Genomic DNA, 15,979 nt, shown 5'->3' with positions numbered 1-15,979 from the left:
GGAAAACGGCCCCGACACCTTCAAAGGCATCGACATCATGCGCACCGTCCGCAGCTTCGACCCCTGCCTGCCCTGCGGCGTGCACATGTACACCGGCCACGGCACCACCCTGACCACCCTCACCCACACCCCCACCTACGGAACCACCCATGGATGAGCCGCGGCGGATGCGGCGGGCGCAGCAAGCGTGACAATCGTGACAAGTGTGGCAAGTGCGATGGACACGACAGGGAGGAGCAGACGATGGGCAGGATCAGGGTCGGCAAACCCGATGTGAAGCACGACACCCCGGGACACGTCGCCGGGCTGCACCAGGGCAACGCCGGCCCGTACCAGCGGCAGCAGGGCCATCACAAGGACGGCACCTCCGACGCCCGGCGCTCCACGGGCATCCACTGGAAGAAGCACGACGCGATCATGAAGACCATGCCGAACATCTCGCCGGGATGACCGGCCTCGCCGAAAGTCAGGACGGGACGACCGGAGTCGGACGGGACGAGCAGACCAGGGCAGGAGGGACGGACGATGCAGAAGTGTGCGAGGCCGACGAGCCGTATGAGGCGAAGGCCGATGAGACGGACGGGGCAGATGAAGGGGCTCACCGCCGGCACGGGGATGACCGGCAAGCAGGTGCTGATGACGGAGCTCGCCGTCGTGGGCGGGCTGGTGCTCGCCCTGCTGATCAGGGAGATGCCCGGACTCGTGCGCGAGATCCGCATCTGGCGGATGGTCGGGTTCGGCTCCGGCCCCCGCCGTCGGCGCTGAACGCACGCCGCAGGACTGCGCGAGGGCTGTGCGGCCACGTCACCGTGTCCCGTGGATGCCTCCTTGCCTCCGGCACGGCCCCGCGCCGTGCGGCTCGGCGGCTCTGCGGTTCAGCGGTTCACAGCTCGCATACCGGCCTCGTCGTAGCGCTCCCCGGCGGGCTCGGGGAGTTCGGCGTCGATGCGTGCCAGGTCGTCCTCGGTCAGCACCACGTCGACGGCCGCGGCGTTCTGCTCCAGATAGGTGCGGCGCTTGGTACCGGGGATCGGCACCAGATCGTCACCCCGGGCCAGCACCCAGGCGATCGCCAGCTGCGCCGGAGTCACGCCCTTCTCCCGGGCGATCTCCTTGACCTTGGCCACGAGCCGGAGGTTCGCCTCGAGGTTGTCGCCGGTGAAGCGGGGGCCGCTGCGGCGGAAGTCCCCCTCGTCGAGCTCGTCGGGGGAGGAGAACCGGCCCGCGAGGAAACCGCGGCCCAGCGGCGAGTAGGGAACGAACCCGATGCCCAGCTCCCGGCACACGGGCAGAACCCCCTCCTCCACGTCACGCGTCCACAGCGAGTACTCGCTCTGCACCGCGGTGATCGGGTGGACCGCGTGCGCGCGGCGGATGGTCTCCGGTGCCGCCTCGCTCAGTCCGATGTGACACACCTTGCCCTCCGCGACCAGTTCGGCCAGGGCGCCGACGGTCTCCTCGATCGGCACACGGGGGTCGACGCGGTGCTGGTAGTACAGGTCGATGCGGTCGGTGCCCAGCCGCTTGAGCGAACCGTGGACGGAGCCGCGCACGTGCTCGGCCGAGCCGTCCTGCGGGCCGATCGTGCTCATGTCGCCGGGCACCGCGTGATCCATCCGGTAGTTGAACTTCGTGGCGATCACATACTCGTCGCGATGCCCCGCGATGGCCCGGCCGACCAGCGATTCGTTCGTGAGCGGCCCGTAGAGCTGGGCGGTGTCGAGGAAGGTGACCCCCAGTTCCCGGGCACGCCGGATGGTCCTGATGCCCTCTTCCTCGTCAGGGGTCCCGTAGAAGGCGGACATCCCCATGCAACCGAGGCCGATGGCCGACACGCCGAGGTCGCGCAGCCTGCGTTGCTTCATGTGTCCCGGCCTTTCCTTGTGGCAAGCGGGTACGGGCGGTGGTGCCTCGCTCCCGTGTACCCCCGTGGCCGCGTGACATCGCCCTTGCCCCCGACGGATCGTTCGGTTCGTGCCGAATTGCGAGCAGAAGCCGAGCGGGGACCATGGGGGAGAGGCACGATCACCCGGAGGCGTGCCCTCTCCCGGCGAGCGAAAGGTGACGAGCATGCCGGTATGCACCACGCGTGACGGGATCGAGATCTTCTACAAGGACTGGGGCCAGGGACGCCCGGTGGTCTTCATCCACGGCTGGCCCCTGAACGGGGACGCCTGGCAGGATCAGCTCAAAGCGGTCGCCGACGCCGGATACCGGGGCATCGCCCACGACCGCCGGGGGCACGGCCGCTCCACCCCGGTCTACGACGGCTACGACTTCGACACGTTCGCCGACGACCTCAACGACCTGCTGACCCACCTCGACCTGCGGGATGTCACGCTGGTGGCGCACTCCATGGGCGGAGGCGAACTCGCACGGTACATCGGCCGCCACGGCACCGGACGGGTGCGCTCGGCCGTCCTGCTCTCCGCCGTCACACCGCTGATGCTGCAGGGCCCCGACAACCCGGAGGGCGTCCCGCAGTCCGTCCTCGACGACCTCAAGGCCGGCATCCTCAAGGAGCGCTCGCAGTTCTGGAAGGACACTGCCGAGACCTTCTTCTCCGCCGACCGCCCGGACAGCAAGGTCACCCAGGGCAACAAGGACGCGTTCTGGTACATGGGCATGGCGCAGACCATCGAGGGCGCCGTCGCCTGTGTCGACGCCTTCGGCACCACGCCCTTCCACGAGGACCTGAAGAAGTTCGACATCCCCACCTTGGTCGTGCACGGCGACGACGACCGGGTCGTGCCCATCGACGCCACCGCCCGCAAAACCGTGCAGATCGTCTCCGGCGCCGAGCTGAAGGTGTACGAAGGCGCCAGTCACGGCCTCGCCATGGTGGACGGCGACAAACAGCGCTTCAACCAGGACCTGCTGGACTTCCTCTCCCGCTGACCCCGCCGGTCGGCTCCGCCCGCTCGGCGGGGCCGGGCGGGCAGCAGGGCTTCCCGCGGCGCGAGGGGTGATCACGGCGGCCGCCGGGACGGACCGGGCGGCCAGGCCCGTGACGATGCTCGAAGACGGGCCGAACCCGCGGAAAGGCCGGGCAGCACCGGTGCTGCCCGGCCTTTCCGCGGGAGCTGTTCCCCACCCGAGTGCTCCTTCGCTCCCTCCTCAGCCACCCTTCAGCCACCCCTCAGTCGCCTGTCACGCACTGCCGGGGCGCGTCGCACCACCGGGCCGCACCACCGGTATCGGGGTGCGCCGGCCCGAATCCCTCATGCCTCAAGTCCCTCATGCCTCAAGAAAGCGCATGAAGCGATCATTCGATGGCAAGGGAGGAGGTTGGGCGACCAGTGAGATCTACAGTGCTGTAGAAATCTCTGATGGGGGACGGGCCCTCGACGGGTCCGTCCCCCGAGCCCGGCCGTCCGGGCCAGTCGCCGCAGAAGAAGGAGCAAGGGCACTAGATGCCGGAACAGCACGACCACATCCCCGACATCGCATTCCGGTCCTTCCGCGGAGAACTGGCACGCCACTGCCGGGCCGTCACCGAGTCCCGCTGGTTCGCCTTCGCCGTCGTCGCCGTGATCGTGCTCAACGCCGCGCTGCTGGGCCTGGAGACGTACTCCGGTCTGGCGGCACGGTGGCACCGGGGATTACTGCTGGCCGAACAGGCCTGCCTGGCCGCGTTCACCGTCGAGATCCTGATACGGCTGGCCGCGCACGCCGACCGCCCCCGTGGCTTCTTCAGGGACCCCTGGAACATCTTCGACCTGGTCGTGGTCCTGTGCGCCTTCCTGCCCGTCGTACGTGAGAACACCACGGTGCTGCGACTGCTGCGGCTGGCGCGCGTGCTGCGCACCGCCCGCTTCCTGCCGCAGGTGCGCATCGTGCTGGTCGCCGTCGTCCGCAGCCTGCCCGGCACCCTGAGCTTCCTCATGGTCGGCGCCCTGCTGCTGTACGTGTACGCCATGATCGGCTGGGTCTTCTTCGGCCGTCACGACCCCGAGCACTACGGCTCCATCGGCCGCGCCGTCCTGACCCTCTTCCTGCTGATGACCCTGGACGGCGTCGGCAACGCGGTGCACAGCGGCCTGGAGGTGTCGCGCTGGAGCCTGCTCTACTACGCCTCCTACGTCCTGCTGGGCTCCTTCGTCCTGGTCAACGTCCTCATCGGCGTCGTCATCACCTCTCTGGACGAGGCCCGGGAGATGGAGAAGGACAAGCCGGCCGAACAGGCCGCTCCCGCCTCCGCCGCGGACGACCGGCAGCTCCTCCTGGAGCGGATCACGGCGCTCCGCGGCGCCCTGGACGAACTCGAACGTGACCTCGCCCGGACGGCGCCACCACCGGCCAAACAGGCGGCACTTGCCGTTCCGGCGGTCGTCGGCGGCCCGGTGTCCGGCACCGCCCGCAGGCGGCGACGGCCCACCGGCCGACGGCGGTCCTCCGGGCGGCGGTCCTCCAAGCGGCGCCGATGAGGCTGCGGCGGATCCATGCCACCCGTGCGGGAAGTTGCCGACCGGTGTCGTCAACGCATGGGAGAACAGGAAAAGTTGACGGTGCGGAACATCGCATGACCGGACCGCGTCCTTTCTGACGGCCGCCGGCCGATGGCCGGCGGCCGGTGCCGGCGCCCCGGCCCCGGCCGCGGCGCACCGGGCGGTCCCGTCGTCCCGCGCCGAGGACGCATGGCCGACACCGTGGCCGCTTCGAGGGAACGCCGGTGGACCGGCCTGTGGCTCTTCTCACAATCCGGGCCGAAAGCCGCCAGGAGTGACGGGCGCCACGTCAACAGGCGTGCATTTTGTCTACCTTCGCCTTTCGGTTCCCCTTTTGTCGATCCTCTTCTGAGGCCTGCCCGTGTCGTATCCGCCGTCCTCACCGCCCTCCAAGACCGCCGCTCTCAGCCGTTTCCGGCGTGCCGGTGCCTGCGCCGGTGTGCTTCTGGCCTCGGCGACAGCCCTGCTCTCCGCCGGCGCGGCACCCGCAGTCGCCGCACCGGCGGAGCAGGGCCCGGTCACCGCCGTGGTCCAGCCCCGCTCCCAGGCACGCGTCACGGCGGCGGTGCTCGGCCTCGGCGGTGCGGGCCGCGAGCCGGTGCTGTACGGCCAGGACGCCCTGTACGACACCGCGAGCATCGTCAAGGTCGACATCCTCGCGGCGCTGCTGCTCCAGGCGCAGGACGAGGGCCGGCGGCTCACCGCCCGGGAACGCGCGCTCGCCGAACCGATGATCCGTACCAGCGACAACGAGGCCACGAACGTGCTGTGGCGGAAGATCGGCCGGGCACCGGGCCTGGAGGCGGCCAACAGGCGCCTGGGGCTCACCTCGACGAAGGGCGGCCCCGGCGGGAAGTGGGGGCTGACGCAGACCACGGCAAGCGACCAGATACGGCTGCTGCGGGCCGTGTTCGGCCCGGCCGGGACGTCGAAGGCCCACGCGTCGCCGCTGAACGCGGAGTCCCGCGCCTACATCCAGTCGCTGATGAGCCGTGTCGCCAAGGACCAGGCGTGGGGCGTCTCGGCGGCCTCCGACACCGAGGGGGCGCTGAAGAACGGCTGGTTGCGGCGCACCACGTCCGGGCTCTGGGACGTCAACAGCATCGGAAGGATCACCGTGGACGGGCGCCCCTGCCTCGTCGCCGTCCTGTCGGACGGCAGTGCGTCGATGCGTGACGGAGTCTCCCTGGTGGAGCGGGCGGCACGTCAGGCGGTGGAGGCGGCGGCCCGGCGCTGACCGCGCGGCACGTCCGCCGTCAGGCGTCCCGCCGTCCGCGCACGATCGCCGCCCCGGCCGGTGCCGGCCGGGCCGTACGGGCAGAACAGCACGGACCCGGTCACCGTACCGGGCGCACCGTGAGGCCGGGATCCTTCCGGGTCTTCCACGGCGGTGCGCTCACGGTGCCATTTCAGGGGCATTTCACGGGGGAACGGGGGAGGGGCTCGATCGCGAGGCGTCCCCTCACTTCTCGAGGAGCTTTTGCGCGACCCGTGCCGCCGCTTCGCACTCGGCCGCGGCGGGGGACAGTTCGCTGAGCGTGTCGAGGTCGGTGTCCTGCCGCAGCTCCGTCTCCCAGGCCTCGGCGAGCCTTTCCCGCTCCGTGCGCGGCATTCCCTGGACCTGTTCCCGGTGGCGCGGGTCGAGGGCGGCCAGGAAGCGCTCCACGGTGTCGATGGGCATGTCCTTCTCCTTCGCTCTCCTTCGATCACGGGCTGCTGATCCGGTACGGGTGGTGCACGGAGGGTGATCGGCCTCTGTACGCCGAGGCCGGCACATCCTGCCTCCCCGCTGCCCGCACGGTCGCCCGGCGGCAGTCAGCGACGTTTGGTGACATCACGGTGACGTCCGGCGACCACGACGTCTCCTTTCCGCACCCTGTCACACTTCAACACTTCGCCGCCGGCCGCCGCTTGGGGGCCGGGTACCCCATTGCCCGGGCGGTGACCGCCGGAAGGAACGAACCGGGGGGCGGCGTACCCGTACGTCGTGCCGGTACCGGTGGGAGCGGGCCGCCCGTGAGCAGCGTCCGGTCCGTGTACTGCCGACCAGGGCCGTGTGAGGGACCATGGTGGTGGGAGAGGGCAGGGACCGGCGGCGACTCGAGAGGAGGCGTCGGCTGTGAGGTCTGGCGAAGCCCCCCGGCAGCGTGCCGGATACCGTGCCGGATACGAGGGGCCGGTCCCGTCGGGCGGCCTGCTGGACCTGCTCAACGTCTCCGCGACAGTCCTGGACGCGCACGGACGCGTGGTGTTCTGGAGTCCGCAGGCGCAGCAGATCTTCGGCTACGGAGCCCATGAGGCCCTGGGCCGGTACGCGGCCAGGCTGATGGTCGACGAGCGGTACTGGGAACAGGTCGCGGAGCTGTTCGCCCAGGTGATGGACGAGGGCACCGGCTGGGCGGGGGTCTTTCCCGTCCGGCACAAGGACGGCAGCACCCGGCTGGTGGAGTTCCGCAATGTACGGCTGGAGGGTGAGGACGGAGCCTTCTACGCCCTGGGCATCGCCGTCGACCACGCCGTCCTGAAACGCGCGGAGCGTGACCTGGCGCTCACCGCGCGTCTGTTCGCACAGTCCCCGATCGGGCTGGGCATCGTGGACACCGGCCTGCGGTATCTGGTGGTCAATCCCACGCTGGCGCGCATCAACGGCAAGCCGGTGCACCAGCAGGTCGGCCGGTCCGTCCGCGAGGTGCTGACGGACTTCATGGATCCCGCTCCGATCGAGGAGGCGATGCGCCGCGTCCTGGAAACCGGCGAGCCGTTGCCGGACCAGTTCGCCGTGGCCCCCACCCCCGCCGATCCCGGCGGACGCGACCACGCCTGGTCGGTCTCCTACTACCGGCTCGAGGACAGCGCCGGCCAGGTGCTCGGACTCGCCGTCGAACTCGTGGACATCACCGAGCAGCACCGCGCGTCCGCCGAGGCCGCCGCGGCACGGCGACGCCTGACCCTGATCGCCGACGCCTCGGCGCGTATCGGCACCACCCTCGACGTGGAGACCACCGCCGGCGAGCTGGCCGAGAGCTGTGTGCCGGAGCTGGCCGACCTGGCCGCCGTCGATCTGCTGGACGCCGTGCTGCGGGGCAGTGACCGGAGCTGGGAGCCCAGTGGCTCGGCCGCCGTCCGCACACTGGCGCTCACCGGCTACGGCGTTCCGGCCCTCTCCTTCCCCGTCGGACACGTCGCCCGATACGGCCCCGACCACCTGGTCACCCAGTGCATGACCACCGGTCGGCCGGCTCTTGCCCCGCACGTCACCGGCGAGGAGCTGGCCTGCATCGCCCCGGAGCACGCCGTCACCGTCCTCTCCCGGGCCGGAGCACACTCCTGCCTGGCCGTCCCGCTCGTCTCGCGCGGCCAAGTGCTGGGCGCCCTGGCCCTCGCACGCAGCCGCAACCCGGTGCCGTTCACCGACGACGACGCCGTGCTGGCCCTCGACCTCGCCGCCCGCGCGGCCGTCAGCATCGACCACGCCTGCTCCTACCAGAGCCAGCGCCAGGCCGCCGAGAACCTCCAGCGCAGCCTCCTGCCCCAGAAGCCCCCGTACCGTCCGGGCGTGGACATCGCCTGCCGCTACCAGCCCGCCTCGGCCCTCTCCGGCATCGGCGGCGACTGGTACGACGTCATCGCCCTGCCCGACGACAAGACGGCCCTGGTCATCGGCGATGTCATGGGCAGCGGCACCGCCGCGGCCACCACCATGGGCCAGCTGCGCATGGCCACGCGTACCCTGGCCGCGCTCGACATGGACCCCGCCGAACTCCTGCACCACCTCGACGGCATCACCGGTGACCTGGAGCAGCAGTTCGCCACCTGCATCTATGCCGTGTACGACCCGCACCGCGCCGGCTGCCGCATCGCCACCGCCGGCCACCTGCCGCCGGTACTGCTCCCCGCCGACGCCGCCCCAAGGTTCCTCGACATCCCCACCGGAGCACCCCTCGGGGTGGGCTACCTCTCCTCACAAACCGTCCAGCTGCGGATCGGGCCGGGAGACGGCCTCCTGCTCTACACCGATGGTCTCGTCGAAACCCGCAGCCGCTCCCTGGACGCGCGACTGGACCTTCTGCTCCGGCTCCTCGCAGGTCCTCCGCGTCCTCTGGAGGAGACCTGCGACCACCTCCTGCAGCAGCTGCGCCACCCCGACGAACCCGACGACGTCGCCCTTCTCATGGCCCGTATGCGGTGAGCGTCACGACGTGCGTGCGGTGAGCGCCGTACCCGTGTCACCGCGACACCACCGATGTCGCCGGGACGCCGCCAGGACACTGCCAAGACACTGCCAAGGACGGACTGTCGTGGTCGACTTCGGCATGTCCCGGCACGCTTCGGCACGTTCGGTCCGGCAGAAGACCGGCCGGATGTGTGCCCGGCAGGAGACCGCCCATGTCGCCGCCAACCGTCGACAGTTCTTGCCCGAGCCGGGAACTGCGATGACAACGACGTCCAACTCGGCGGAGAAAAAGGGGAATATGGAACATCGCAGACGTGACGGCCGGTTCACGGTAAGGGCGTTGTCGGCCGCAGGCCGACGCATACGCCATCGCAGGGGCGGCGGCGAATGCGTCGGCACGTTCCCCACGGGCGACGACCGCTCGGTCACTCATGCGGTCGGGACGAGGTGATGGCTTCAGCCGTCGGCAGGCTCCGGCTGTACCTGCGCCTGCACCGGTGCCGCCTCCGGAGCGTCGGAGGCCGTGTAGAACACCGACGTTCCCTGCTTGGTGCGCTGTGCCTGGCCCTTGGCCACCAGGCTTTCAAGGGCGGTCCGGACGACGGTGGTGCTGATGCGGCGGTCGGGGTGGGCCTGGCCCAGGGCCGTGGCGACCTCCGCCGCGGAGCGCGGCTCGTGCTGCTCGCCGAGGTGGCCGCGGACGAGTTCGACCAGAGTGGGTCTGCTCGTCTTCCGGGCGGACGTCTTGGCCGAGGACTTCCTGGCCGGGGACTTCTTGCCTGCCTTGTTTGTCTTGCTCGCCTTGCCCGAATCCCGTTTGGCGGAGCCGGACTTGGCTGCGGCCTTCTTGCGGGGGGCCGGTACCGCGGCGTCACCCGCACCGGCCGCCGCCGTGTCGAGTGCCTGCCGCATGTTCACCAGCACGTCGTGGTCGCGCTTCAACGCGGCCAACTGGTTCTGCAGCGCCTCGATTTCGGCGGTGATACGTTCCTGCTCCTTCAGGTTCTGCTCCAGGTCGCCGGCCACTTGAGCGGCGTACTGCGATGCCAGATCGGTGACCGTCGTACTTTCGGACATAGCCTTGGCCCCTTCTCATTGGCTGATGACGGCGCAACGGGAGCACTGGTCGTACAGTGACCCTGCGCAGGAATACTCGCGCAGAGATACTACGGACGGGACGAACCGGTCGTTCGTCTCCACCCCATGGTGCGGGTCTCAGGCCCTTTTGTCGCCCGGCTTCTCGATCAGGTTCTGCGCTTTGCCGACCGCAGTGTCGATGGTGCGGCTGTGCTTTCCGCCCGTCCTGTCGTCGATGAAGTCGCCGACTTTCTCCGGTCCGCGGACACATTCCTCGTCCTGCTCGGCAGGAGACGAGACGGCCGACCATGCCGTAGCGGTACCGGACTTGAGTATCCGGTCAGTACAAATCATCCGGAGAAAAAGGGGAGTTGCCCTTGCGAGCCGGGAGCGGGAGGCATGACCGGGCGGCACCGTCCCCGGCGCGCTCGCAGGAGGGAAGTCCTCGGCAGGGCGCATCGACGACCCCGGCACGGGAAAGCCCGCGGATGAGACGGCACCGAACCCGCCGGACGGACCGCCGCACACACGAGGCGGACAGGACACCGGGCAGCACACCGCGGGCAGGGCACCGCGCAGACAGAGGACCCCGAAGGGCGGATGCCGCGGCCCGGCGGAGCGGCCGGGCCGCCCGCACCGTCGGCACCTGACCCCGTGTGACATCGGACGGCTTTTCGAGGCTGCCACCCCGCCCGGAGCAGCACACCGCACCGCGACGGAACCCGGCACCGGCCGGACGATGCCCGAGGCCCACGCCACGGCTCCGCCGACGGCCCGACGGGGAGGTCTTGTGGTGTGTTTCCGCTGCTGAATCCACCTCCCCAGGGGTGGTGTCACCTGTCCGATGGGCCGCACGGGGGAAACCGCACCGATCCGGCGTATGTCCCCTCGCCCGAGGGCCACGGAACCGCGCGGAGGGAACCGGCCGACCAGGGCCGTTCCGCGTTTCACCTGACAGGCCGTTCGTTACGGCCTCCGTTTCTGTCCGGCCGTCATCGCCACGCTGTTCGCCCCCCATCGCGCCCCGCTGTTCGCCCACGCGGATGTATCGGGTGAAGCATCGTCATCCGAATGCAGCGCTCCGGTGGTGGCCCGTCAGAAATCCGCTGAAGGTGATCACGTCGCACCTGCGATTCCCGATTGAGTGGGCGTTGGGCCGGCTCTCGTAGTCGCGACGGAAGGAACACCCATGCGTATCACCCGTACTCTGCTCACCTCCGCGGTGGTGGCCGCCTCCGTAGCGCTCTCCGCGCCTGTGGCGTCCGCCGTGGACGTGGTCGCACTGTCGTCCTCGCAGGCCAAGGCGTCCCAGGTCGGTGACGCCCGGGGCGATGACTCCGACAACGGCAACGACAAGGACGGCAAGGACTACGGCAACAAGGACGACAAGGACTACGGCGACAAGGACGACAAGGACTACGGCGACAAGGGCGACAAGGGCTACGGCGACAAGGGTGACCACGACCGCAAGGGTGGCCACCACTGGAAGGGCCACAAGCCGCACGGCGGTGTCCACGCCGGTGGCGGCGCCCTGGCCATGACGGTCGCCGACGGAGGCAGCAGCAAGAACAACGGCGACGACAACGGCGACGACAACGGTTACGACAACGACGACGACAACGGTTACGGCAACAGCAAGGGCAAGGAGTCCGACGACTACGGCGACAAGGACGACAAGGACTACGGCGACAAGGACGACAAGGACTACGGCGACAAGGGCTACGGCGACAAGGGTGACCACGACCGCAAGGGTGGCCACCACTGGAAGGGCCACAAGCCGCACGGCGGTGTCCACGCCGGTGGCGGCGGGCTGGCGCAGTCGCCGGACACCCTGGCCCTGGGGAGCGTACTGGTGCTTGGCGGCCTGGGAGCCGGCGCGTACATGCTGCGGCGCCGCCAGACGTCGGACTCCGTGGCCTGACCTGCCGCTGTTGCTCGTCACTGTGCTGTCGCGGTCTGCGTCCACTCCAGCGGAGAACGACGCGGGCCGCGACAGCGGCCTTTGAACCGTCGGGCGTCATCGGCGCCACCTCGTGACCGAAAGGCACCGTCCATGGCTTCCCCGCTTCCGCCTCAGACGCCGCAGCACGAGACCGGCTCCGCAAGGCGTCGCCGCCGGCTCCGCCTGCTGTTGCCCGCGGCAATGGTCGGGCTGGGCCTTGTGCTCATCCACCAGTCCGTCGACAACTCCATGACGCCCCTGAGGTATCCGCCTCCCGCGGCAGTCGCCTCCCACCGGCCGGCGCCGGCAGCACCGGCCGCGCCGCCCGCACCGACCGCGAGCACCAGCGCCGGCGCCTCCAGCACCGACGCGGCAGACACCGACGCCGACGGCACCGACGACGGGGCGCTGCCCCGGTCGGAACCGACCCGGATCTCGATCCCGGACATCGCCGTGGACGCGCCGTTCACCAAACTGTCCCTCGACAAGGACGGACACCTCGCCCCGCCACCGCCGGACGACACCAACCTGGTCGGATGGTTCCAGGACGGGGCATCTCCCGGTGAGCGCGGCTCGGCGATTGTCGTCGGTCACCTCGACACCAAGACCGGCCCCGCGGTGTTCGCCGGGCTGAACCAGCTCCAGCCCGGAGACCCCGTGGACATCGAGCGGGCCGACGGCACCGTCGTGCGTTTCAAGGTCGACTCCGTGGAGATGTTCAGCAAGGCGGACTTCCCCGACGACCTGGTCTACGCCGACGCCCCGACCCCCGAGCTGCGCCTGATCACCTGCGGTGGCACCTACGACCACAAGAACCGGGACTACCGGGCCAACGTGGTCGTCTTCGCCCACCTCGACTCGAGCAGCTCCTCCTGATCCCGCCGGCCCGCGTGCCGCAGCGAAGCAGGGACGTCTCCCTCCAGGAGCCGGACCTGCTTCCGGGACGTCTCCCGGCCCGGCGGGAACCGGAGCGAGCGGCGTCACGGAGCCGGGCGGCGGACCTCGGTGAACCACTCCTCGATCACCGCGGCGGCCCGGTCCAGTGCGCCCGGCTCCTGAAGCCGGTGGGAGGCGCCCGGGACCTCGCGTACCGCGTGCGGGCCCGTGATCCGTTCGGCGGTCCGCCGGCTCGAGCGGAGGTCCTCGGGGTCCTCACCGCCTTCCACGAACAGCACCGGCACGCGGATCCGCTCCAGGACTGCGTCGGCCAGCTCGGGCTGTCCGGCCCATGAGACCACCGCCGACACCTCGTCCGGCAGCGCCGCCGCCGCGGTCAGGGCGGCAGCCGCCTCGGCTCCGGCGGCGAAGAGGATCACGGGCAGCGTCCGGGTGTCCGGCTGGGCCTTCAGCCAGTCGACCGCGGCGATCAGACGGCGGCCCAGCATGTCGATGTCGACACGCCGCTCACCCATCGCCTCGGGCCGCCGGCCCTCGGTCTCGCTGAACAGATCCATGGCCAGGGTGCCGAATCCGGCCCGGTGCAGCTCGGCGGCGACGGACTGCGTGGCAGGGTTGTGGCGGGACGTGTGCACACCATGCACGAACAGCACGGTTGCCCGGGACGCATCGGGAACCACGAAGTCACCCGACAATGTGAGGCGGTCGGCGGGCACCGACACCATCTCGGAGATCATGGAGATCACCTGCTCTCTCCGTCGTGGGGGCTCGAAGGTCCGTCGCGTCCCGGACCTCTGGCCGGGTACCCGCCCGCCGGGCGGAAATCCGGCCGAACCGCACGACGCCCCGCAGGCGATGCGGCAGTTTTCCCGGGTCGCTCACGGGCCGCCACCGGCGCCGGGCACCATGTGCCGGCCCGGGTGCCCGGCCGGCCGGTCCCCCGTCCGGCAGCTGTGTGAGCGCCCGCGCTTTTCCGGTGATCCCGGTGCTCTCGCGGTGCGGTGATCTCGCGATGCTCTCGTCGTGCCGCAGGAGCGGACGTCTTTCCCCGCTTCCCCGCGGGATGCCCTCATGATGCGGTTCGTCCGGCGGTGCCCATGGCCGGGCAACGGACGAGTTGCCCGCGCTGTGCCGGGACGGTGCGCGGGGCGAAGCGCTCGCGGCCGACGACTGCCGGATGCGCCATGAGCCCGCGGAGAACGTGGGTGGGGGAAGGAGGCGGATGCGGCACTGCCCGAGCCGGGCCTTCCGCGTTCCGGCCGCCGCCGCGTCGGCAGCGGCGGCCACCGCCCTTGGGGTGGGGGCGGTTCGCCGCTGAGTCAGGGATCGCCTGTGCTCAGTGCCCTGCGTGTCGACTCTCTTGTCTCTCTTGTCGTCTCTCTTGTCGGCCTTTTCGCCGCTCAGGTCACTTGCAGAGCTTCAGACCCTCGTCGATCACTTCGGTGAGGGGAATCCTGCTGCCCGGGTTGTCGGGGTCGTCGGCCCAGATCGGGTCGGGCGCGGGGTGCTTTTTCTGAGCTGCGTCGTTGAGGCCGTAGGTCCCCTCGGGGATGGTGAAGGTGACGGCCTGACCGCTGCAGGCGAGCGTGCCGGAAGCGACGGTGAACGGCCACGGCTTGATGGTGCGTTCGGATATGTAACCGGCCGGTTCGCTGCTCTTCTCGGCGGTGCTGACGGACTTGGAACCGCCGTCGGCGGTCGCACTGCTGGAGCAGGCGGTCAGAGCAAGAACACCGGAAACGGCGGCCGCGGCAGCAGTGACGCGGATACGCATGGTTCACCCCAGGGGAGCGATGGTACGGATGGTAACCGACATCATCCGGGCTGTGATCACCGCTGCCAGAGGTTGTGTTGATCCCGTGATGGGATCGTGACTGACTGTTGCGATGTGAGCATGTCAGGGAGCTGTACTCGCCAGAGGGTGTGACCAGGGGCACAGGGGGGTGCAGGGGGCACAGGGCCGGCCGGTGCCGAAGCGCTCCAGGCGCACCCGTCACGGCGGCACCGTCAGGCGCACGGAACCGGCCACATGTCACACCGCGCACCGAGGGCTTCGTCACATCCCGCGCCGGCGGTCCCGCGGAAGGCCGACGACGGCCAGGGGGTGACGACAGTACGGCAAAGGTGCCGTATCGGCCCCCGCGGCCCACGGCGCGGCCCGAACAACACACCTAGGGACGTGTGCGGGCCTGGCGCGCCCACTTCTGCAGCACGGGCACGCAGGACTCGGCGAAGCGCTCGTAGTCGGCGGGCGTGTTGTAGAGGTGGGCCGACAGACGGAGGTAGCCGACCCCGGCGAAGCTGGTGAAGGCCGCCTCCACCCCCAGTTCGACGGCGGCCCGGTCGCGCAGTGCGTCCGCCGCCGGACGGGTGGTTCCCAGTCCCTCGGGAAGACGGACCAGCCGCATGCCCGGCACGGGCATCCCGACGTCGACGCTCTCCTCCGGCCCCGCCGGGCCGGCGAACGCGGCGCCGATCACACGGGCGCCGTAGTCGGCGAGTTCGTCCATGTAGCGGCGGGCCGTCTCCCAGCCCCAGGTGCGTTCGACGAAGTCCAGTGCCGTGGGTGCCGCCAGGGGGCCGGTGGCGTCCAGGGTGCCCTGCTGGTCGAAGCGGTACGGAAAGGGCTCCGCGGCGTTCCATGAGTCGATCAGCGGATGGAGGTCCTCGCGGAGCGGACCGCGGGCCACCAGCGCCGCCGTGCCACGAGGCGCGCAGCCCCACTTGTGGAGGTTGCCCACCCAGGCGTCGCAGACCAGGTTCTCCAGCGGGGCGGAAAGAAGCCCGGGGGCATGTGCGCCGTCCACCAGCAGCGTGATGCCACGCCGTGCCAGCTCGGCTCCGACCCGCTCCACCGGCAGCCTGCGGGCGGTGGCCGAGGTGATCTGGTCCAGCACGACGAGCGCGCACCGCTCGTCCACCTCGGCCATCACCGCCTCACAGGCCTCGTCCGCGCCGGCCGCGAGCGGCACCCGGGCCGTGCGCACCCGGCCGCCCCAGCGGCGGGCGAGCCGCTGCGCCCCCATGGTGACGGCGCCGTACCCGTGATCGGTGACGACCACGTCCCCGCCGGGGCGCGCGGCCAGGGCGGCGTACACCGTGCTGGCGCCCGCGCTCGCGTTCGGCACGAGGGCCAGGTCCTCGGCGCCGACCCGCAGATGGTCCGCGATCGCGGCGCGTGCGGCGGCGATCCGGGCGGGCAAGCGCGGAAACCAGACGACGGGGGCGCGCTCCATCTCGGCCCGCAGCTCGTTCTGCCGGTGCTGTGCGACCAGCGGAACGGCACCGAAGGAGCCGTGGTTGAGATGCAGCAGGCCGGGGTCGAGCGACCAGGCAGCGGCGGCGGGCCGGCCGTCGTCCAGCAGCAGGGGGCGCGGTGCGGTGACGACCCGGGTCTCGCTCACAGGGCTCCTTGTGCGTCGCGGTTCGCTGCGCTTCGTC

Annotated in this window: 16 protein-coding genes; 9 read left to right on the top strand and 7 right to left on the bottom strand. The window is 70.6% G+C overall.

All coding sequences use genetic code 11. The features are described 5' to 3' along the window. The 3 genes from ABD224_RS25550 to ABD224_RS25540 form a co-directional block, all read left to right on the top strand. On the top strand, nt 1-157 hold a 157-nt coding region (locus ABD224_RS25550), incomplete at its 5' end, for a nickel-dependent hydrogenase large subunit (RefSeq protein WP_344053932.1). An 86-nt stretch (nt 158-243) separates the two neighbouring features. Continuing rightward, on the top strand, nt 244-450 hold the full coding sequence (locus ABD224_RS25545; RefSeq protein ID WP_344053926.1) for a hypothetical protein: 207 nt from the start codon (nt 244-246) through the stop codon (nt 448-450). Nucleotides 451-570: 120 nt separating this feature from the next. Next, a complete protein-coding gene (locus ABD224_RS25540; RefSeq protein WP_344053924.1) occupies nt 571-765 on the top strand; it encodes a hypothetical protein in 195 nt (64 codons plus the stop codon). A 110-nt stretch (nt 766-875) separates the two neighbouring features. Here ABD224_RS25540 and ABD224_RS25535 read toward each other — a convergent pair whose 3' ends face one another. Next, nucleotides 876-1,865, bottom strand: coding sequence for an aldo/keto reductase (locus ABD224_RS25535; RefSeq protein ID WP_344053922.1), 990 nt, complete (start codon nt 1,863-1,865; stop codon nt 876-878). 205 nt (nt 1,866-2,070) lie between these two features. Here ABD224_RS25535 and ABD224_RS25530 point away from each other — a divergent pair, with 205 nt between their 5' ends. The 3 genes from ABD224_RS25530 (at nt 2,071) to ABD224_RS25520 (ending at nt 5,685) form a co-directional block, all read left to right on the top strand. Beyond that, nucleotides 2,071-2,898 carry an alpha/beta fold hydrolase gene (locus ABD224_RS25530; RefSeq protein ID WP_344053920.1) on the top strand — a complete coding sequence of 276 codons (828 nt, stop codon included), beginning with the start codon at nt 2,071-2,073 and terminating at the stop codon, nt 2,896-2,898. Between the two features lie 515 nt (nt 2,899-3,413). After that, nucleotides 3,414-4,427: an ion transporter gene (locus tag ABD224_RS25525; RefSeq protein ID WP_344053918.1), complete on the top strand. Its 1,014-nt coding sequence runs from the start codon at nt 3,414-3,416 to the stop codon at nt 4,425-4,427. Between the two features lie 382 nt (nt 4,428-4,809). Continuing rightward, nucleotides 4,810-5,685, top strand: a complete 876-nt coding sequence (locus ABD224_RS25520) for a serine hydrolase (RefSeq protein WP_344053916.1) — start codon at nt 4,810-4,812, stop codon at nt 5,683-5,685. Nucleotides 5,686-5,910: 225 nt separating this feature from the next. Here ABD224_RS25520 and ABD224_RS25515 read toward each other — a convergent pair whose 3' ends face one another. After that, on the bottom strand, nt 5,911-6,129 hold the full coding sequence (locus ABD224_RS25515; protein ID WP_344053914.1) for a hypothetical protein: 219 nt from the start codon (nt 6,127-6,129) through the stop codon (nt 5,911-5,913). Between the two features lie 438 nt (nt 6,130-6,567). On the opposite strand from ABD224_RS25515, the gene ABD224_RS25510 reads away from it, so the two are divergent. Further along, entirely contained in the window at nt 6,568-8,637 is a 2,070-nt protein-coding gene (locus ABD224_RS25510; protein WP_344053912.1) for a SpoIIE family protein phosphatase, read from the top strand. 441 nt (nt 8,638-9,078) lie between these two features. Here ABD224_RS25510 and ABD224_RS25505 read toward each other — a convergent pair whose 3' ends face one another. Further along, nucleotides 9,079-9,699, bottom strand: coding sequence for a hypothetical protein (locus ABD224_RS25505; RefSeq protein WP_344053910.1), 621 nt, complete (start codon nt 9,697-9,699; stop codon nt 9,079-9,081). Nucleotides 9,700-9,837: 138 nt separating this feature from the next. Continuing rightward, entirely contained in the window at nt 9,838-10,158 is a 321-nt protein-coding gene (locus ABD224_RS25500) for an antitoxin (protein ID WP_344053908.1), read from the bottom strand. Between the two features lie 730 nt (nt 10,159-10,888). Between ABD224_RS25500 and ABD224_RS25495 the strand changes: the two genes are divergently transcribed. Together ABD224_RS25495 and ABD224_RS25490 are read left to right on the top strand one after the other, a co-directional pair. Further along, a complete protein-coding gene (locus ABD224_RS25495) occupies nt 10,889-11,620 on the top strand; it encodes a hypothetical protein (protein ID WP_344053906.1) in 732 nt (243 codons plus the stop codon). 132 nt (nt 11,621-11,752) lie between these two features. Continuing rightward, nucleotides 11,753-12,517: a class F sortase gene (locus ABD224_RS25490; protein WP_425581050.1), complete on the top strand. Its 765-nt coding sequence runs from the start codon at nt 11,753-11,755 to the stop codon at nt 12,515-12,517. 104 nt (nt 12,518-12,621) lie between these two features. On the opposite strand, the gene ABD224_RS25485 is transcribed toward ABD224_RS25490, so the two are convergent. The 3 genes from ABD224_RS25485 to ABD224_RS25475 form a co-directional block, all read right to left on the bottom strand. Continuing rightward, on the bottom strand, nt 12,622-13,275 hold the full coding sequence (locus tag ABD224_RS25485; protein WP_344053928.1) for a dienelactone hydrolase family protein: 654 nt from the start codon (nt 13,273-13,275) through the stop codon (nt 12,622-12,624). Between the two features lie 668 nt (nt 13,276-13,943). Then, entirely contained in the window at nt 13,944-14,312 is a 369-nt protein-coding gene (locus ABD224_RS25480; RefSeq protein WP_344053904.1) for a DUF2511 domain-containing protein, read from the bottom strand. Between the two features lie 397 nt (nt 14,313-14,709). After that, nucleotides 14,710-15,942: an aminotransferase class V-fold PLP-dependent enzyme gene (locus ABD224_RS25475; RefSeq protein ID WP_344053902.1), complete on the bottom strand. Its 1,233-nt coding sequence runs from the start codon at nt 15,940-15,942 to the stop codon at nt 14,710-14,712. Nucleotides 15,943-15,979: the final 37 nt, after the last annotated feature.

It is taken from the genome of Streptomyces thermoalcalitolerans (assembly GCF_039525155.1).
Classification (GTDB): Bacteria; Actinomycetota; Actinomycetes; order Streptomycetales; family Streptomycetaceae; genus Streptomyces; species Streptomyces thermovulgaris.
This window is presented reverse-complemented; position numbering and strand designations above follow the sequence as displayed.